Below are 20,147 nucleotides of genomic sequence, written 5' to 3'. Positions count from 1 at the left end.
CTCTGGCTCTGGATATTAAAACATTTTATACTAGACCGGATTGTGGTTACTAACTTGCTCTTGCTGTTAACAAAGCAGCAGATAAAACAGTTAACAAGACTGTTAGCCAGAAAACTGGCAAAAGAATAACCAAGAGCAATAAATGAAGGAATTGGCACCATAACCCGAAATAAAGGACAATTCTCCTGAGGTTATGATGATTTGGCTGGCAGGACGATACCAACAAGATGAATAATAAACCCGGTAGCAAAAACGTCTGCTGTATCAGCAAAGGCCCTGTTTGGCTTTTTGCCGTTTGTTTTTATCCCTTCACCCGAATTCCCGGCAATTGATAATAAATAAGGTTAACCCTGGTTTGAATCTAGCACCTAAAAATTTAAGCATACTGATATGGTTTATGGCATTAATCGCCATATTCAGCGTTTTTTATCCACTGCAGATCCACGAATACTGGGATGCCTGGATCAACAGCCACAGTTATTCCCACGGCTCATTACTGCTACTGGTCAGCCTTTTTCTGATAGGCTCTAAACCTTATGCCGTCGAGGGCTCCAAAGGCAATATCGGCTTCCTGCTGCTGCTGGCAGGACTCACCCTGGTTTATGCCCTGGCTTCGCTGGCAAAAATAGAAGTGGTATTACGTTTTTTAATGCCCTGCTTTATGATTGCTGCCACCGGGGCGGTTTTTGGCTATCGCAACCTGAAAAAGTTTCTGATCCCCCTGTTGCTGCTGTTTTTTACCGTGCCGTCATGGTCGATTGTCTCTCCCATTTTTCAGGCCATTGCCGCCAATGCCGTCGCCACCATCAGCATGCTGATAGGCATTCCCACCTATATTGAAGGCAATTCTGTCGCCATTCCCAACGGCACCTTTTTGGTAGCGGAAGGCTGCAGCGGTGTCCGCTATATTCTGGTGGCCTTATCCATCGCCCTGATCAACAGCGAGTTATCCCGGTTTAAAACCCGCTCCCAGGTGATCTCCCTGACCCTGGCCTTTGTACTGGCAATTGTCGCCAACTGGGTGCGGATAGAAGTCATCGTGTTATATGCCCACCAGTATGGTATGTCACATCCGATCATCGCCGATCATAACAGCCTGGGCTGGATAGTGTTTGGTATCTTTATGCTGTTTTATTTCCTGCTGCTGCCCTATATCACCACCCAGGAACAAAAGGAGCAGGCGATCACGCCGCAACCGCTGCAGCCAAGACAGAAATGGCTGGCACTGGCCACTGTGGCGGTTTTAGCCATGGCAGCGGCGATACCCGCTTACTTTTACCAGCAGGCACCAGCAAGCCTGGTCAGCCAAAAAAATAATCAGCTTGGAAATCAGGCCGGCAATCAGCCGGGGGTTATGCACAACTTTACCCCGCCAAGCCGGGAGCAATACCGTCAGGAACTGGTTCAAGGTAGCCGTCACACCCTGATGCTGCTTGAATATGATATGCGGGATCAAAACGCGGACATCACCAATACGGAAAACCGCCCGGTGAGTAAAAAATATCGCATTAAAGCAGAGATCACCGACAAGGTCGCCGATCATGCGCTGAAAACCTTTATTATCACCGATAATGCCAGGCAATATTATTACAGCTTTTGGTATCAAAGCGGCGATCTCCTGACTACAAGCTTAACCAAAGTCAAACTGGCCTCGGTTACCAGCCTGCTTAAAGGGGAGTTTATTAACCACGCCTATTTTGTCGCCACCGAATGCGACATTAGCTGCAGCAACCTGGCGGCCCACCGGGACTTTATCAAACAACTTATGACAGAAAAACAATGAGCAAGATTTCTTTTACTTCCCTGATGTATCACGGCATACATTCCACCCCGGAATGCGACGGCTGCTTCGATGCCGTCTACAGCGTGACCCGAGAGTCATTTGTTGCACAACTTGATTACCTGCTGGCCAACCAGTACCAGGCCGTGACCCTGGAGCAGGCGCTGAGCGGCGAATATCAAAAGCCCGTGGTGATCACCTTCGATGACGGTGATGTCTCCAACTACAGCTTCGCCTTTCCCGAACTGAAAAAGCGCAATATGCTGGCGGAGTTTTATATCACCAGCGACTGGATAGACACCCCGGGTTATATGTCCGGTCAGCAGCTGCTGGAAATGCACCAGGCAGGCATGAGCATACAGGCCCATGGCCAAACCCATGCCTATATGTCGGACCTGGAGCCAGAAGCACTGGAGCAGGAGCTGAAGATCAGCAAACAAAAGGTGGAAGCAGCCACCCAGCACCCGGTACATACCGTTGCCCTGCCCGGCGGCAGAGGTTTAAAGCAGGTATTACCCCTGTACCAGAAATTAGGTTATTCCTATATCGCCACTTCGGTATTGGGCCATAACAAGCAAAAACAGCCGATAAACCGTATCACCATGACCAGCAACACCAGTATCAAGGTATTGGCCAATATGCTCTCGGGCACCGGCATGTTGTATTGGAAGGCTATTATCGTCCAGCAGGTACTCACCCTGGCCAAGCGTCTGTTGGGCAATAAAAATTATGAAAAAATCCGCAGTAAGTTGATAAGAGTTTAAACTATGGAAGTCATTTTTTTCATCAGTGCCGCCGTCATTTTTTATGCCTATATAGGCTATCCGCTGCTGCTGATGTTGCTCAGCCGCAAGCTCGATGACAGCGAGGAATCAAGAGAAATGACCCCGGAGGATTTCCCCGAGGTCACTGTGGTGTTAGCCGCCTATAATGGCGAACACAGGATCACCGCCCGTCTGGATAACCTGCTGGCCACCCGCTACCCGCTGGAGAAACTGCATATTATTATGGTTTCCGACGGCTCCACCGACAATACCGTGGCAGTCGCCAAGGCCTATGATTTTGAGCGCCTGAGCGTTATTGAGCAGGAGCAGAACCGGGGTAAAGCCGCGGCAATCAACCTGGCAATGGCCCAGGTCACAACCCCGTTAGTGGCCTTTGCCGATTTACGCCAGGATTTTGCCCCGGACGCCCTCGAGCAAATGTGTCAGCATTTCAGCGATGAAGCGGTAGGGGCGGTCACCGGCAATTTGATGATAGAGCAAAACCAGGATGACGGTGCTTCCAAAGATCCCGGCCTCTACTGGAAATATGAAAAAGCCATCCGCCACGCCGAAGGCCAGATCAACTCTGTGGTCGGTGTCACCGGTGCCATTTACATGATCCGCAGTCAATTGTTTACGCCGCTGCAACAACACACCATTTTAGACGATGTCTATACGCCCATGTGCATTGTCAAAGCCGGCAAACGTGTGGTCATGGCCAACAAGGCCCTGGCCTTTGACAGCTCCAGCCATAGTGTCAAAGAAGAGTTTGGCCGCAAGGTCCGCACCCTGGCGGGCAACTACCAGCTGATGAAAATCCTGCCCTGGCTCAATAACCCGTTTAAAAACCCTATTTTCTGGCAGTGGTTTTCCCATAAGGTCTGCCGCTTGCTGGTGCCTTTTGCCTTGATCCTGCTCTTTGCCGCTTGTATCGTCTTACAAGACATGATTTTTAATTTTTTATTGGCGCTGCAGCTGGGCTTTTATGCTTGTGCCTATTATGGTTATAAAAAACTGGTTCAGGGGAAAAATGCCGGTATCTTCAATGTGCCGGCCACCTTTGCTATTTTAAATATTGCGGCTTTTCTCGCCTTATTTAAACACTTGTTTTCCACTCCGGAAAAATTATGGAAGAAACGTTAGGGGCAATTTGTGCACGGACTCTTTTTTCAGGACACCGCAACCGACAATAAAAAAGCTTTTGATGAGATTTGGCGTTTTAATCCGTCAGAGACCTACAGGCATAACCAGATCACGCCAAGCAGTGATTTTTTCCTGTTTGACGGCCAAAGCTATGATGACAGTTATTATCAGAGTGAGCACACCCTGATTTTCATCGACGGCAGCCTGGCGTTAACGGACCGGGACTGCACACTGCAACAGTCGCTGGCAGCCATAGAAACCATTTACCTCAAACACGGTTATCAGGGAGTGATAGCCGCCATTGCCGCCGGCAGCTTCAACCTGGCCATAGTGGATAAAAAAGCAGAAAAAGTGCTGTTTTTAAATGACTTTATCGGCTCTATCCCCTTATATTATGCCAAGTCGAACCAGGGAACTGTGATCAGCACCAACCCGATCGCCCTGTTTAATACCGGTTTATTCCCCACCACGTTGGATATGACAGGCGTTGCCTCCTATGCCCACTTGGGCTACGCCTTCGGCTCCCGCCATATCACCCGGGAGCTCAATAAATTACCGGCCAATTGCTGTCTGGAGTATGACTTAAACCGAAAAACCAGCAAAATCCTTAAAGGCCATAACAACCTGTTTGAAACCTTTCCCGAGCGGCAGAACTACCGCAAGAAAAAGTACGCCCAGCTGATCAATAAGGCCTGCAGCAGGGTAGCGCACATCTCAGGGAAAACCGCTTCTTTTCTCAGCGGCGGCCTGGACTCGAGAATGGTTACCGCCGCCTGGCCCAAAGATCACCCGCTGGAGCATTTTACCTACGGCGCGCCGCAGTCGGCAGAAATAGAATTTGCCGAACAGGTGGCCAGGCTTAATAACGAGCCGTTGCACCACGTGATCCCGGACGGCGGCGATATTGCCGCCATGATAGAGAATATCTTTGATTTCAGCGGCCTGGCCTGCTTTCCCGAGCGTTATTTTTTCGCCGAGCTGATGGCACAGCGAGGCTTTAACTCGGTTAACGACGGCTTTTTGATCGACGTTTTCCTCGGCGGCGATTTTTTCCATAACGACAGTTATTTATCGCCGGTGAGCAAACTGGCCAAGTACCTGGGCTTGTTTATCGATCAGAGCACGGCAAAACATTCCACCGAAGCCATTGCCGAGGCCTATTTCGACAGCGCCAACCTGGTTAAAAGCTATGATCAGCTGAGCCAGTACCTGGATCCCGACTTTATCGGTGCCATCAAACAGGCAAAACCTGCGATACTCGATGATATCTGCACCGAAGTAAAACGGTTTGCACAACATACCGACTCTGTTGCTTATATCTTCAGGAATATTACCGCCGCCAACCGCTCGGTTAACTACACCCTGAGCCAGGGAGTCAACGCCAGGCAGTTTCTCAAGGTCAACTACCCCTTGGGCTTAGACAAAGAGCTGATTTACACCTGCCTCGAACTTTCCCCGATGCAGGCGGCCTACCGCCGGGGGCAGCTCAGGGCATTAAAAGACAATTACCCGGATTTTGCCCAGATCCCCTATAGCCGTACCCTGGTACCGGCTACCTACCCTGCCGCTGCCCATAAATGGGCGTCGATTTTAAACGGCAAGGGCATCTATATTCCGGGTTTTAACGACCGTTATAAAGAAAAAAGCCTGCACTTTAGCAACTGGGGGCACTGGTTTAAAGACAACCGACAGTTGAGAGATATTGCCCGTAACTGGCTGTTAAGCGGTAATATTACCGACAGCAACCGCATAGCGTCATTTTTTGCCGCGATTGCCGAGAACAAAACCCGCGCCAGCGGGCATATCTTCCATATTGCCGGGATCAGCAAATGGATCTCCCGGACCTTATAGAGCAGGGTAAGCATTTTTGTCTAGTCAGTTAACTTTCAGGATCTGGGATGAACAGGTCTTTAGCGAAAACCGCCAGCTGTGGCAACAATTACTGGCTAGAAGCGATGCCGACCGGCTGTTTTTATCCTGGCAATGGCAATATGCCTGGTGGAAAAACTGCAGCTGTCAAAAGCCCCAACTGCATATCATAGCCGTTTATGACCAAGAGCAACTGGTGGCATTGGCTCCCCTGTTCAGCCATCAAAAGCGCATCAAAAAACTGCTGACCGTCAGGCAGCTGCAATTTATCGGCTGCAGTTATGATATCCATGATGCGGTGCGCAGCGACAACCTGGATTTTATAATTGATCGCCAATCGGATATAACCGCCATAGATCTGGTATTGCACCGGGCAATAAACAAGCTGTCCTGGCATACCTGCCTGATCCAAAGCGCCAGCCGCAACAGCCATGTTTTTCGTCTGCTCAGAACTTTGAAAGGCAATAAATCCCTGGAAATCTTATCCCGGACCATCAACTATATTGTCGATTTCAATGAAGATTTTGATAGTTTCTGTAAAAAGTTAAAAAAGAAAATCAGACAAAAAACCCTTTTGCACCGGCGTTTTATCGCCGGGCAGCTGGAGTTAAAAACGGTAGATTTTCAGGAAAGCGATGCTTTTATCGAACAATTAAACCGGCTTAAGCTCCGCCGCTGGAACAAAAAAGTTTATGAAAACCAAAGACTCAAGTTCCAGCAAATGTTTACCGACTTATGCAGTCAAAGCCAGGAGATCTCCCTGCTGTCTTCCATGATGGTTATGGACAATCAGGCGCAATCGGCTTTTTTTGGTTTTTCCTGCGATAACCAGGGTTATTTTCTGCAATACGCCTTTGACCCTCACTATAACAGCAAACTTTCCCTCGGCTTCTTACATCTGGGTTATGTCATCGAACAGGGTTATAGCCAGGGATTAAAGCAATTACAGCTGCTGCCCGGCGGCGGCCAGTCGGATCCCTATAAGCAATACCTGGCCAATAAGCTCCAGCCCCAGGTTAGCGTACGTATCATTTCATCCTGGTGGTTAAAGGCCCTGCATACCCTGACTAAAATAAAAAGAAGTTCGGCTAAGCGCTAACGGTTAGCCCACCACAACAGCAGCAGGCCACCTAATTCATGCCAGGCAAGTTCAAATTTTGCCAAAGCGCTTTTTTGCGGAATAAACCAGCCGGGAAAACCGTAGGGAACATAACTGTCACCGCTGGCTAGCGGGCAAACCTTGATGCCGTGATGTTCAAAAATGGCTTGTGCCCTTGCCATATGCCAGTCAGACGTTACCAGGTAATAGCCGGCATTTTCATCAGGCATGTTAGCGCGAACAAATAGTGCCGACTCTTGGGTACGTATCGCATTAACATCGGCAATAATATCAAGCGGCTTGCCAGAATAGAGATTATCCAGCAAGTCCGTCATCAATTCAGCTTCCTTAATCCCGCTCCCGGAGCCCCCCGAGATAATAACCGACTGGCTATTGAGCCGCGCTAGTTGGGAAGCGAGAAAAACGGTGCGGCTTAGCGACTCATCTCCCAGCGCACTCCAGTCATTTTTTCCGGAAGCCGTTTTTGAAAGCCCCCCGGCCAGCAGAATCGTACCGCTCATATCCCCTGCGCAGTTCTGGTAGTTAATTTTTGACTGAAGCAAGGAAATGCTTAAATTAGCAGATAAAGGCGTACAGCTGATATAGAGGCAAGTAAAACAAAAAATCCGTAATTTGCTTAATTTGACCCTGGTTAACCTTTCAATCAAGCAGGTGAAAATGATCATAAAAATTAAGAAGGTAAACGGATATAATAAAACCATTTTTCAGCATGTTATTGGTGGTTGATACTGACGATATTATCATATTGGCCGGCATAAATAACCTTAACCGGCAATAGTGCAATCGTCGCGGCAGCGGATGCCGTAACACAGGCGCTGGAAACCCGCAAAAATACCAGCATCGACACGCCCATAGTAAGAATGGCTGATCTTTTGCTTCCCTGTAACCGCGGCATTGCCGGCATGGATGCAGGTACTTAGTTTATGTCGGGAACAAATAAACTGACCTTTCATCCTGAACATAGCCACTCCTTTACATCCATGTAACCGTGGCATACCGTACATCCTGAACATAGCCACTCCTTTGCATCCATGTAACCGTGGCATACCGTACATCCTGAACATAAAAAAAGGCACCCGAAGGTGCCTTTGCCTAACCTACCACTGCTTGTTGAGAGGTTATGGCAGGTTCGCTTGCTCCAGGACTTTAGTATCCCAGTCGTCCGGCAGTTCAATCATATACACCGAACGCTTGTCACCCACATTGCCCCAGTTTGAAGACCAGTAGATGCGGTTACCCTCCAGGTTAATCGCCGCCGGTGCTTCATCCCGATATTCGCCGTCATAAGCGTTATAAGCGGGAGAGATACGCCAGATCACCGGATTCTCTTCTTCAGGTTTCGTTTGGATCATCATAAACTGGTTGGCTGCCCACAGAGTGTCGTCTTTAGAGTAGGTATTCATAAACAACCAGCCGGGCTTGCTTTCTGGCATCTTGCCGTAATGGAAGCTCATGGCCCAGCCAAAATCGGCATGGCTACCCACTTCCATACGGTTGTCATAGCCGGCATTTTCACCATTAACATAGATGGCATCAAGACGGTCGGTACGGTTATTCTGGCTGATAAACATCTCCCTGCCGTTTTCATCAAAAGCCCAACCGGAATGGGTTTCACTGATTGAGATTTTAACCGGCGCCTGGCGATTAAAGTCAAAATCTACCGGCCACAGGTGGGCACCGTCAAACCAGGTACCGATATAATTGACAGCGCTTCCGCCATAGGCGGCATCATCCCACTTATAACCCGTGTGGATAACGATGCCTGTGCCTAAAGGAGACATTTCCACCATATTCGGACGGTAAGTAAAAATCGGGGTCTCAGCGCCCTCAGCCTTAGTGGCTTCTACATCTAAGTTGGTACCCGCCAAATCACTGGGGGTCAGGGTATGTACGGTATCGGTTGAGACTTGATAATGGACAAAGGCATCCACTAAGTAGGTATATGAACCAAACTCGTTCTGGCCGTAATGTACCGCCATCCAGGCCCAGTGATCACTGTCATTTGAGCTGTCCCCTTCCACATCATTGTAAATCTTAAGGGAGTTAGGGAATAACTCACTAAAGTCTCTGATCATCACCCGGGTATTTTCCTGATCCCGGACATCGTCAATTTTCCAGAACTGCATGCCCTTGATGTAATAGATACGGTAAGGGTGATTACCTGAGGTATCCCAACGTATTTCGTGATTTTCACCTATGCTAGTGCCGTCTTGATGGTTAAGGTTGGCAACCACTTCACCGGTGGTGCGGTTGATCACTTTACTTGAGGTTGAATTGCTGCCGAACACCAGCAGCAAGTCACCGGCAGAGTTTTCCGGAGAATAACGGGAGTAAACGATTAAGGCATCTTCAACACCGTCACCGGCTAAGCGGGTGATCTTGGCGCCTGTGGTCGGGTCGATAATAGACTCGCCGATAGCCGGCGCTTCAGTGCCAAAGTCAGGGGTGATCACCTCTTTGCCCAGGACAAAGCTACCATCTGTGCCACCATCGGTACCACCGTCAGTACCGCCATCGGTACCACCGTCAGTACCGCCATCTGTACCACCGTCAGTACCGCCAGTACCGCCGTCACTGCCACCGTTATCACTGCCGGCTTGAACCGTGAAAATAAAGGTATGCAGGTTATCACTGACATTGCCTGAGCTATCGCTGCATTTTACATATAATTGGCCCGGCTGCTCATCGGCATTCAGCGCATAAGTATGCATCAGGTCACCGCCGGATGCCTGCATGCTAATATCCATCGCGGCAAAAGCATCGCCACTGTCGATATCGGCTTTACAGTTCGCCGCTTCATCGGTTTCTATGGTCAAGGTGATAACACGGCTGTCATCTTCCAACAAAGTCGTTTGCTGGATAGCCTGTCTGCTTCTGGGAGCATTCGAATCAACAATGCCATAAGTGACCACCAGCATAGGGCGATACTCGGCCGTTGCATAATTGGAATTGGCGGTAATATTTTGAATATTGGCATTGGGGTTGCCATGAAACAGCGCCCAGCCCTGGTTAACACAAGTGCCTTGCTGTATGCATTGCAGATCTGCGGTCACGTCAACCTCATACTGGGTACCGATAGCATCGGCCGCTTGAGGGATAAAATAAGGAGATTGATCCAGATCTTTCAAGACCCCCTGAAAATAATCGGCATTAAGATCTTCTGGAGAATCGGGGTCTGACAGGCGCCACTTGACATCGGTACCGGCAGAATCATCCCGGGACTCGCTATTGGCGCCGGCGCGAAAGCCATAGCCAACTTTCCAGCCGGTGGCATAAGCCTGACCTAAGTTGTCGGGATCCAGGATTTGTCTGACATATATCTCGGAGGCAACATAAACACCGCCCGAGACACGGGTAAAAATTAATTTGGCAGAAGAAATATCATTTTTCTGACTGATATTGCCTAAGTCAAAATGCTCCAGGTTATAATAGCGGTTAGTACCGTCATACCTGAAATAATGAGATTCTCTGATAGAATTCTGTGCTCTGGAGCCACTAAACATGGTAGATGTAGCCCCGTTAAAACCGTTAGCTCCCTGCTGATACGTTACTGTTTCTACTGCAGCAACATTGAAACTAAGAAACAACATAATAAATAGCGACAACGCTGAAGAAACTTTCCTAAACATAATGACCTCTCAACAAACATTAATGTTTTTTATGTCAACCTAAGCATATAAATGCAAAAATACGACTGACCTGTATCCTTTTTTTACTGTATGGGTAAATCTTTGATATTACACCTCTCTTGCTGGCGCGCCGGTTATCGGTGGCTTGCCATTCTAATGAAAGCAAAATCAGAAAGCCATAGCTGTTCAAAAAATAAACACACAAATTTTGTAACTATACTGTAAATAAGCATAAATGCTGCTTTTTTACACTACAAAAACAAATGGTTATCCAGGCAATATAAATTTAAAAATTTCAGCTTCAATAAAAACCAGCCAAAACCTGAGCCAAACCAATAAATCCATCATAAAAACAATTAGTTACACAGAAAAAACATTGCTATTCATCAATATATTCCTCTTAATCCGGCTCTCAACAAAAAGAAATGACAATCTCAAAATACCGATAATGAAGCCATAGAGCAGGCAAAAGCGATTCATTCGCACTTTTGTTCGTCAATAAAGGTAAAAACGGGCAATGATGACATTAACAGATGTTAATTCAAGTATTGCTACCTGAGTGCAATGTTATTAAAAAACTGAAGCTTACCGGGCCGGCTACAGCCCGGTACGCTAAATTGAAAATAAGTGATAAAAATCACTAGGCCTTAATGAAATCGACCAAGTCAGAACATAAGTTATAATTGAAAAAATCATATTCGGATAAAGGCAGCGGCTGGATATTGCCCCCGACCAGCACCTGTTCGAGCTTATTCAAATCCCTTATCCAGCTGATTGGCACATCTTTGGCCAGGGCAGACAAAAACTCGGTTTGGTGATCATCTGCCAGTTCAGTATTGGCAACCGCTAAAAACTTCTTTTCTTCTAACAGTAAATTAAGTACCGAGCCGGTTCCACCGTGACAAATAACTAAATCGGCTTGGGCAATATAGGGCTCTATTTCCTGGGTATATCTGAAATACTCACAGTGACTGGGTTCATACCGCCCCTTGCCTATTTGGCAGATAACCTTCTCTTTGATCACGCCCTTGGCAACCAGCGCATCCAGAGCCTTGATCAGGGGGTCAAAATAAAATGTGCCAACCGTAACGAAAATCATAATAAATTCCCTTTATATAATAGTTTTTCATGCTGATTTGCCAGTTCAGGCCATTGAACATATATACGATTCGCTAAACCAAATTTTAATAAAATTTTAGTCGTAGAAGAGATATCATTAACCCGGGTATGGCTTTCGATAAATACCCGCTTGGTTCTAAAAAGTGTACCGACAATAAACATAGGCACGGCAATAGAAGATCCGACACAAAGCAAGGTCTCAAATTTATGGCGACGTTGTAACGAAGCAATTTGAAACATGGATTTCATAAAGGCAAAAAACAATTTCAGTTTATTTTTTTCATAGATAGAAGTGATCTTCTCGACTTCAAACCAATTATCTTCGGAAATTTCCCTATTCATTCTTTTGTCTTGGGGAACCAAAAAAGAGAGATCAAATTCGGATTTCAATTGGCTATACAATCGACTTGTTTCAAAACCAAAACCACCACCATCACGTACAACCAGTAACTTTTTTTTCAAAACTCCACCTATTCGCAGTATCAGATATTTTAAACAGTAAAAAAACAGGTGCCTTCACTTACTCAAAAATTATCCACTCTAGAAACCTATTAAATTTGTGCGCATTATATACTCAAATAACCTCAACAGGTGAAATAAATAAGAAAAAAGCACATTCCTTATTTAAGCGCATGAAATAGTTAGAAATAAAAATACTAACAATATCGTATTTCCAGCTTTAACAAAGCAAAAATGCACATAAAACCAGCGAAAAACGTATGGAATTAAAGCAAAACAACATAATGACAGCACTTTAGCTTTAAATGGCCCTAAACAACAATCTATAAAGAAAGTTAATTGCTAAGCAGCTAAAAAATTGGATTATTCGTGATTCTCCGGCATCATATTTTCATATAAAAAGCCGTTTACAGCTTTAACAATAAAAAACGTGACCAAAGCAGTGATAAGCTGAAATGCCAGGTGCAGACTACCCTGCTGACAAGTTATACCAATTGCATTAAGCAGATGACCAAAATTCGGTGAGGATAAATTTTCAAGAAACCCCTTTATCGTTCCAGACTAAAGCTAAGCACCTGCATCCATGCAGGCGAGGCGTTTGATTGAGCAATACAAGCTATTGTGATTGAAAACAACGCAGCACTTGGAGATTTAGACCATCCGAAGATGGTTAGATATTTAATAAAATTGCTATTATTTTCTGCCCATAATCAAGCTGCCGGTATGCTACTCCCATACCGGGGCAAACGAATCCGGCACTCCGGCTTTACTTAAAAACTCAAATCAAAGCGTTTATGCAGCCACAACTTTCGCCGCGACATAAACGCCAGACAACTCAGCCGAATAAAATTATCGACCAATGCGGTTATGCCAGTCACTGGGCAACTTGATCTGAAAAACTTCGCGGTGATCCAGCATGCCGCCCCAGTTTGAAGAGAAATATATCCGGTCGCCGCTAAAATTAACCGCAGCCGGCACCTCATCACGATAATTACCGTTATAGAGCGTATAGGTAGGGGCGATACGCCAAATCACCGGCCGCTCTGATTCAGGCACCAACTGGATCATCATCAGCTGGTTACCGGCCCATAGATCCGACTGTTTGCTGTAACTACTCATAAACAACCAACCGGGTTTAGACGGCGGCATTTTGCCGTAATGAAAGCCCATATTCCAGCCGAAATCCTTATGGCTGGCAACTTCAAGCCGGTTATCAAAACCTGAATTTTCTCCGTCCACGACAACAGCATCGAGCTTATCGGTACGGTTATTCTGACTGACAAACACTTCCTGCCCGCTGTCATTAAATGACCAGCCGGAATGGGTTTCGGTGACAGAGATTTTAACCGGCGCCTTTTTACTGTGATCAAAGTCCAGCGGCCACAAATGCGGCCCGTCAAACCAGGTACCGATAAAATCTTTTTTGCTGCCGCCATAAGCGGTATCGTCCCACATACGCCCGGTATGGATCACTATGCCGGTCCCCAGGGGCGAGACTTCCACCATATTGGGGCGGTGACGGAAACTGGCACTTTTGCTTTCCAGCGCCAGGTTAGTACCGGCCAAATCGCCGGGCGTCAGGGTGTGTACCGTGTCGGTACTCACCTGATAATGAATAAAGCCGTCCACCAGAAAACTTTTATGGCCGATGTAATTAACGCCATAATGCACCGCCATCCAGGCCCAGTGGTCGCTGTCATTGGAGCTGTCGCCCTCGACATCATTATAAATTTTTACCGCATTAGGGAACAAAGAGGAAAAATCGCGGATCAGCTTGCGGGTTTGCTCCTGGCGGGTGACATCATCTATCATCCAAAACTGCATGCCTTTAATATAATAAACCCGGTTAGGGTGCTTTGCACTGCCGTGCCAGCGCAGCTCATGCTTTTCGCCGATAGGCTTGCCTTTATCATCCACCAGGGCGGCAATAATGTCGCCGCTATCGGGATTGACCACCCAACTTGAGTAGGAGTCGGTGCCAAACACCAGCAAGGCATCACCCTTGATATTCTCCGGGCTATAACGGGAATAAACGATCATGGCATCATCGGAATTTTTAAGCTCCGCCGCATCCGTTAACCGTATCAACTCAGCTCCTGTAGTGGCATCAATCCGTTTCTCGCCTTTTGCCGGCACAGATGTAGCATAATCTGGCTCGATCATCTGCTTACCGATCACAAAGTTAGACAATGGCCGTACTTCAATATCAAAGGCAGGAAATTCTGTGGTGACATCCTGGTAGCTGGCGCTGATCACTATGCCTTTATACCAGCCGAGATCTGCCGTGCCCGGCACACCGCTTAACTCCCCCGTAATGCTGTCAAAGGTCATCCAACCGGGTTGGTTGCTGATAGCGTAACTCACCGCGGCTTTATCTATATTCGACGACAACGCTATACCCGGCTTAAACCGATATTCATTGCCCAGGGTGGAAAAGGCTTTCGGCTCCCCGGAGAGATGCAACAGCATACTTTCCCTGACCCGGATTGAAAAAGCCGGCAATGAAACGCTATGGATGCCGTCGGAAACAGAAATTACAATATCAGAATATAAGCCGGCTTCGGTAGAAAACGGTAAGCCGGTTAAACGACCGTTGGCGGCGTTAAACGAACACCAGGCGGGTTTGTTGGCGATACTAAATACCAGTTTACTCTTACCGTCATCGCTGACCTGGGGCAGAAACTGGTATTCTTCGTTAAAGCCGATCACCGTTAACGGCTCACCCAAGATCACCGGCGCCAGGTTTTGCTCTTTTTTAGGGGGATTGCTGGCCGGAGTACCGGCATCGCCGGAATCGCCGCCACAACCGGACAAGCTTGTGGCTGCCAAAGCCAATAACAGTAAAAAAGTGAAATGCACGGGTTTCATAAACTCAACTATCCTGCCCTTAAAACAAACATCCGGCTGTCAACAGCCACCGCGGAGGCTAAACGCTTTCAATAAAAGCGATCAGCTCCCGGGTTTTCCTTTCCATCAAATCAACATCCCCTTCAGACTCTATATTGAGGCGCAGCAGAGGTTCGGTATTAGACTTACGTATATTTAAACGCCAGCCGTCAAAGGCCAGCGATAAACCGTCCACTTCTTCCTTCTCACGGGCAGAGTCCCGGTAATGTGCATCAACCTTGGCCAGTACCAGATCCGCATCGGCTACCTTACGGTTTATTTCCCCGGAAGACGGGAACTTGGCGATACGGTCACTGACCATGGCCGACAGGGAAGTGCCGGTCAGGCTGATCAGCTCAGCCACCAGCAACCAGGGGATCATACCGCTGTCGCAGTAATTGAAATCCCTGAAATAATGGTGGGCGCTCATTTCACCGCCATAAACGGCATTTTCCAGGCGCATGCGCTCTTTGATAAAGGCATGGCCGGTTTTGCTTTGAATGGCAATGCCCTTGTTGTTTTCAACAATATCTATGGTATTTAAGGTCAGGCGGGGATCATGGATGATCTTTTCATGGCTGTGTTTTTGTAAAAAGGCTTCCGCCAACAAGCCGACAATATAATAACCTTCGATAAAGTCGCCGTTCTCATCAAACAGGAAACAGCGGTCGAAGTCACCGTCCCAGGCGATGCCCATATCCGCTTTATGTTTGATCACCGCCTCGCGGGTAACGCCGCGGTTCTCGGGCAAGAGCGGATTGGGAATACCATTGGGAAAGTTTCCGTCCGGTTCGTTAAAAACTTTAATAAACTCCACCGGCAGCTTTTGCTCTTGAAAGGCCTGCTCCAGGGCATTCACCACATGACCGGCGGCGCCGTTACCGGCGTTTACCACCAGTTTAAGCGGTTTAAGTTTCTCAGGTGAAATATAGGTTAATAGATGGCCGACATAATCATCCAGGTTAGAGACTTGCGTTAACTTGCCCTGCTGCTCCACCCGGCTAAACAGGCTTTGCTCGGCAATTGCCCGGATATCGAATAATCCGGTATCGCCGCTGATGGGTTTGCTGTTTTCCCGCACCAGCTTGAGGCCGTTATAATCTTTGGGATTATGGCTGGCGGTGACCACGATACCGCCGTCGGTATTGAGATGGCTGGTGGCAAAATAAATTTCTTCGGTACCGCATAAGCCGATATCGATAACATCACAACCCGCCGCCATGATGCCGTCCGCCAGCGCTGATTTCAGCTCGGGCGTCGACAAACGGATATCACCGCCGATCACCACTTTTTTCGCATTTAAATACTGGGCAAAAGCCCGGCCGATACGATAAACGATATCCGGATTCAGCTCATCGCCGAGCTTACCGCGGATATCATAAGCCTTAAAACAAGTTAAGCTGGTCATTATTGCTCACTCCTGCCGTACTTGTCGGCAAGCCTGACAATATCATCTTCTCCCAAATAAGAGCCCGACTGCACTTCAATCAGCTCCAGCGGCAACTTACCCGGATTTTCCAGGCTGTGTACCGCACCGATAGGGATATAGGTAGATTCATTTTCCGTCAGGATAAATTCCTTATCGCCGTTTCTGACCTTGGCGGTGCCGGAAACCACGACCCAATGCTCCGCCCTGTGATGATGCATCTGCACCGACAGCTTGGCCCCGGGTTTTACCGTGATACGTTTCACCTGGAAACGGCCGCCGCTATCGACACTGTCATATTTGCCCCAGGGACGGTAAACTTCCCGGTGATGGATATATTCGGAGCGATCCAGCCCTTTAAGTTTATCCACTATGCCTTTGACGTTTTGCACGTCATCTTTATTGGCCACCAAAAGCGCATCCGGGGTATCGATAATCACGATATTGTCCAGCCCGATACTGCTCACCAGACGGTCGGAAGCCTGGATATAGCTGTTGGTGGTGGACTCGGTCAGAACATCGCCGCGGATAGCATTGTTATTGCCGTCACGCTCGGATTCTTCCCATAACGCCGACCAGGAGCCGACATCACTCCAGCCGGCATCAAGCGGCACCACCACCGCATGTTCGGTATGCTCCATCACCGCATAATCGACGGACTCGTCCGGGCAGGCCTCAAAAGCCGCTTTATTGACCCGGGTAAAATCGAGATCATCGGCAACATCCTGCATCGCCCGTTCACAGGCCTCAAAAATATCGGGACGGAAGGTTTTCAACTCCGACAGAAACTTGCTGGCCTTAAACACAAACATGCCGCTGTTCCAGTAATACTCCCCCGAATCGACATAGGTTTTCGCCGTCGCTTCATCCGGTTTTTCAACAAACTCACTGACCTTATACTGGCTCGCCTTAGGGCCGAGTTCTTCGCCTCTTTTGATATAGCCATAACCGGTATGGGGATTGGAAGGCACTATGCCGAAGGTCACCAGCTTATCCTGCATCGCAAGCCCATAAGCGCTTTGCGCCGCCTGACGAAACATGTCTTCGTCTTTGATATTATGATCTGAGGCCAATACCAGTAAAACGGCGTCTTTATTTTCTTTTAACGCCGTGATCGCCGCCAGGGCGATAGCCGGGGCGGTATTGCGACCCACCGGCTCCAGCAAAATGCTTTTCGCCTCGACACTGACTTCCCGGGCCTGTTCGGCAACAATAAACCTGTGTTCTTCGTTACAGATAAAAATAGGCGACTGGACATTTTCCGGCAGGCGTTTGATGGTGTTTTGCACCATAGTAAAATCATTGGTCAGCTTAATGAACTGTTTAGGATGCTGCTTTCTTGAAAGTGGCCAGAGTCGGGTGCCACTGCCCCCGCACAAAATAACAGGATAAAAATTAGACACTTAGTTACAAGCTCCCTTTTATTATTGCATAAAAAGTAAAAGTCAGGATAAAAGAGATCCTGACTTTTCTATTAATTCGATGGCGGCGGGAAAGTTACCGGCCTTTGCCGAACAAGACAATTTCCGCCGTTCTCACCAGGATCAGCATATCCAGCAAAAAGCTGCGATGCTTAATATAGTAAAGATCGTATTTCAGTTTTTCCATGGCATCGGTTTCGGTGGCGCCATAGGGATATTTCAACTGGGCCCAACCGGTCAAACCGGGTTTAACATTATGGCGCTCGTTGTAATAAGGAATATTGGTGACCAGGGTCTGGACAAATTCCGGACGCTCGGGACGGGGACCGACAAAGCCCATGTCACCGCGCATCACATTATAAATTTGCGGCAATTCATCCACCCGGTATTTACGCAGGAAGTGACCGATGCGCGTGGTTCTGTCATCATTTTTCGACGCCCACTGGGCACCGTTTTTCTCGGCGTCAACGCGCATGCTGCGAAACTTGATGATATTAAAGGGTTCGCCGTCCAGACCGACCCTTTCCTGGAAATAAAACACGGGCGATTTCCAGCCGTCATCCAGCTTGATGATCAAGGCGGTGATCAGCATTACCGGCCAAGTAAAGAGCAGCATAATAAAGGCCATGGAGGCATTAAAAATCCAGTCCAGGGTATTTCTCAGGTAATTGGCGGAAGCAAAACCGTTGGAATAGATCACCCAGCTCGGGTAAATCAGGTTGACGGCAACCTGCCCGGTTTCCCGTTCAATAAAGTCCAGGATCTCGGTCACTTCAATACCGCGAATTTTACAGGCAAATAACTCATCCACCGGCAGGTTATTGCGGCGTTCGTCACTGGCGACGACAATTTCATCGATTTGGTTTTCCATGGCGTAATTGACCAGGGACTCTTCCAGCTCAATGCGGGTTTCTTTAACGATACCCGCTTCGTGATCCCCCGGCATGACCACAAAGGCATGGACATGAAAGCCCTGGCGGTCAACATCGCGGCGCATGCGCTGCTCGATAATAGACGCCCTTTCACCCGCGCCGAGCACCAGAATATTACGTTTGTTAAAACCAAAGAAGTCGACCTTAAGGGTAAAGGCCCTGAAGATCCCCATGACCAGCAAACTCAAAAACGAAGACAGGGCCAGCAGTTCCACCGGCAGCGGATGACTGCCCAGAAAAGGATTAATCAGAGAAAAAACAAAAAAACCTATCGCCACGCACACCAGGATACGGCGGACCACGCCGCGGATACTTTCCCGCAACTTAGAGTTATATAACCCCAGTGCCAGCGAGGTCAGTTGCATGATCAGGGCAAAAAGCAAAGCATAGGCTATCACCAGGTTATTCGGGGTGTCAGGCTGTTCAACAAACAAAAATACACTATTCAAATAAACCGAAAACAACAGGGCCCCGGCAAAGATGCCGAGTTCGATCAGGACAAGAGATTTACTACCCGCAGACAGGTCACGGAACTTGGGGCTTGACATATGGGAGTTATATTCCTTTTAAGTATTTAGTTTTGAAGACAATAAGGACGACTATATTAGAAGTGATCAATCTATGAATGTAAAGAAAAGCCTTACTTTTTGTCACAAGATTAAACAAATGCCGCCCTATTTAACCAAAGCCCGACAAAGGGGTATGTTCATTAACAACAAGCCGGGAAATAAGTCAGCCAATATACATCATAATTCCTGCCTCGCAGGCCAGACCTGAGCTTTACTTCAAACACTATAGCCGAGTTTGTTAACTTTTATTAAATTATGTGCATCGTAAACAAAAATAAAATACAATCTGTTTACTTATGCGCTCATTTAATAAATGCTTGTCAACAAAGGTCATAATCAATGGAATTACATATTTCTGAGAAGCTTAAAGTTCTAATGTTATTGCTGCTGACGCAGTTCATTTTCAGCTGCAGCAGCCCGAGACTGCCCAGTGCGACACTTCACCCGTCGACCACCAGTGATGTGGCTTCCTACAAATATCTAATCGGTGCCGGCGATGTCCTCAATATCTTTGTTTGGCGTAACCCGGAAGTCTCAGGGACTTTTGTTGTCCGCCCCGACGGCATGATCACCACCTCTTTGGTGGAAGACATCCAGGTATCGGGCAAAACCCCGACCGAACTTGCCCGCTCCATCGAAGAGATCCTGGCCACGTATTTGCGCGATCCTGTGGTTACGGTCACGGTAAACGAATTTGTCGGCCCGATCACCGAGCAAATCCGGGTGATAGGGGAAGCAGCACAACCCCAGGCGGTAAATTACAAACAAAATATGACCTTGCTCGATGTCATGATCCTGGTCGGCGGACTGACGGAATTTGCCGACGGCAATGACGCCACCCTGGTAAGAATCGAAAACGGCCGGCAAATGGAATATCAGGTCCTGATTGAAGACCTGCTGAAAAATGGTGAAATCAGTGCCAATGTCGACGTCTTACCCGGAGATATCATAGTGATCCCGGAAACCTGGTTTTAAACCCGGTATTATATCAGCTCATTTAGTGAATTATTTCCCTGCAACTGAGGTCAGG

General features: G+C 47.7%; 15 protein-coding genes. 6 read left to right on the top strand and 9 right to left on the bottom strand.

Annotated features, from left to right (window positions below; genetic code table 11):
* The first annotated feature begins 397 nt into the window (after positions 1-397).
* Genes xrt through SG35_RS01965 form a run of 5 tightly spaced genes read left to right on the top strand, consistent with a single transcriptional unit; the run spans position 398 to position 6,655 of the window.
* Positions 398-1,783: an exosortase gene (gene xrt / locus SG35_RS01985; protein ID WP_044834105.1), complete on the top strand. Its 1,386-nt coding sequence runs from the start codon at positions 398-400 to the stop codon at positions 1,781-1,783.
* Complete coding sequence (locus SG35_RS01980; RefSeq protein ID WP_053043197.1) at positions 1,780-2,544, top strand: polysaccharide deacetylase family protein; 765 nt, start codon at positions 1,780-1,782, stop codon at positions 2,542-2,544. The genes xrt and SG35_RS01980 overlap by 4 nt, the downstream gene beginning before the upstream one ends.
* Positions 2,545-2,547: 3 nt before the next feature.
* Complete coding sequence (locus SG35_RS01975) at positions 2,548-3,687, top strand: glycosyltransferase family 2 protein (protein ID WP_053043196.1); 1,140 nt, start codon at positions 2,548-2,550, stop codon at positions 3,685-3,687.
* Between the two features lie 9 nt (positions 3,688-3,696).
* Positions 3,697-5,538, top strand: a complete 1,842-nt coding sequence (locus tag SG35_RS01970) for an asparagine synthase-related protein (protein ID WP_044834104.1) — start codon at positions 3,697-3,699, stop codon at positions 5,536-5,538.
* 16 nt (positions 5,539-5,554) lie between these two features.
* On the top strand, positions 5,555-6,655 hold the full coding sequence (locus SG35_RS01965) for a GNAT family N-acetyltransferase (protein ID WP_044834103.1): 1,101 nt from the start codon (positions 5,555-5,557) through the stop codon (positions 6,653-6,655).
* Here SG35_RS01965 and SG35_RS01960 read toward each other — a convergent pair.
* The 9 genes from SG35_RS01960 to SG35_RS01920 form a co-directional block, all read right to left on the bottom strand.
* Complete coding sequence (locus SG35_RS01960) at positions 6,652-7,176, bottom strand: YdcF family protein (RefSeq protein WP_160298326.1); 525 nt, start codon at positions 7,174-7,176, stop codon at positions 6,652-6,654. The genes SG35_RS01965 and SG35_RS01960 overlap by 4 nt on opposite strands.
* 212 nt (positions 7,177-7,388) lie before the next feature.
* Entirely contained in the window at positions 7,389-7,517 is a 129-nt protein-coding gene (locus SG35_RS01955; RefSeq protein WP_269082188.1) for a hypothetical protein, read from the bottom strand.
* 277 nt (positions 7,518-7,794) lie between these two features.
* Positions 7,795-10,305: a hypothetical protein gene (locus SG35_RS01950; protein ID WP_152646695.1), complete on the bottom strand. Its 2,511-nt coding sequence runs from the start codon at positions 10,303-10,305 to the stop codon at positions 7,795-7,797.
* A gap of 640 nt (positions 10,306-10,945) precedes the next feature.
* Positions 10,946-11,404 carry a PssE/Cps14G family polysaccharide biosynthesis glycosyltransferase gene (pssE, locus tag SG35_RS01945; RefSeq protein ID WP_053043195.1) on the bottom strand — a complete coding sequence of 153 codons (459 nt, stop codon included), beginning with the start codon at positions 11,402-11,404 and terminating at the stop codon, positions 10,946-10,948.
* A complete protein-coding gene (locus tag SG35_RS01940) occupies positions 11,401-11,886 on the bottom strand; it encodes a glycosyltransferase family protein (protein WP_044834101.1) in 486 nt (161 codons plus the stop codon). Before SG35_RS01940 ends, pssE begins: the two co-directional genes overlap by 4 nt.
* Positions 11,887-12,732: 846 nt before the next feature.
* Positions 12,733-14,751 (bottom strand): putative Ig domain-containing protein, encoded by a 2,019-nt coding sequence (locus SG35_RS01935; protein ID WP_044834100.1) that lies wholly within the window; start codon positions 14,749-14,751, stop codon positions 12,733-12,735.
* Between the two features lie 58 nt (positions 14,752-14,809).
* Entirely contained in the window at positions 14,810-16,177 is a 1,368-nt protein-coding gene (locus SG35_RS01930) for a phosphohexomutase domain-containing protein (RefSeq protein WP_044834099.1), read from the bottom strand.
* Positions 16,177-17,598, bottom strand: a complete 1,422-nt coding sequence (locus SG35_RS01925; protein WP_044834098.1) for a mannose-1-phosphate guanylyltransferase/mannose-6-phosphate isomerase — start codon at positions 17,596-17,598, stop codon at positions 16,177-16,179. Before SG35_RS01925 ends, SG35_RS01930 begins: the two co-directional genes overlap by 1 nt.
* Before the next feature lie 94 nt (positions 17,599-17,692).
* Positions 17,693-19,096, bottom strand: a complete 1,404-nt coding sequence (locus tag SG35_RS01920) for a TIGR03013 family XrtA/PEP-CTERM system glycosyltransferase (RefSeq protein WP_044834097.1) — start codon at positions 19,094-19,096, stop codon at positions 17,693-17,695.
* A gap of 396 nt (positions 19,097-19,492) precedes the next feature.
* On the opposite strand from SG35_RS01920, the gene SG35_RS01915 reads away from it, so the two are divergent.
* A complete protein-coding gene (locus SG35_RS01915) occupies positions 19,493-20,092 on the top strand; it encodes an XrtA/PEP-CTERM system exopolysaccharide export protein (RefSeq protein ID WP_236702633.1) in 600 nt (199 codons plus the stop codon).
* Positions 20,093-20,147: the final 55 nt, after the last annotated feature.

Origin of the sequence: Thalassomonas actiniarum (assembly GCF_000948975.2) — a bacterium.
GTDB classification, from domain to species: domain Bacteria; phylum Pseudomonadota; class Gammaproteobacteria; order Enterobacterales; family Alteromonadaceae; genus Thalassomonas; species Thalassomonas actiniarum.
This window is presented reverse-complemented; position numbering and strand designations above follow the sequence as displayed.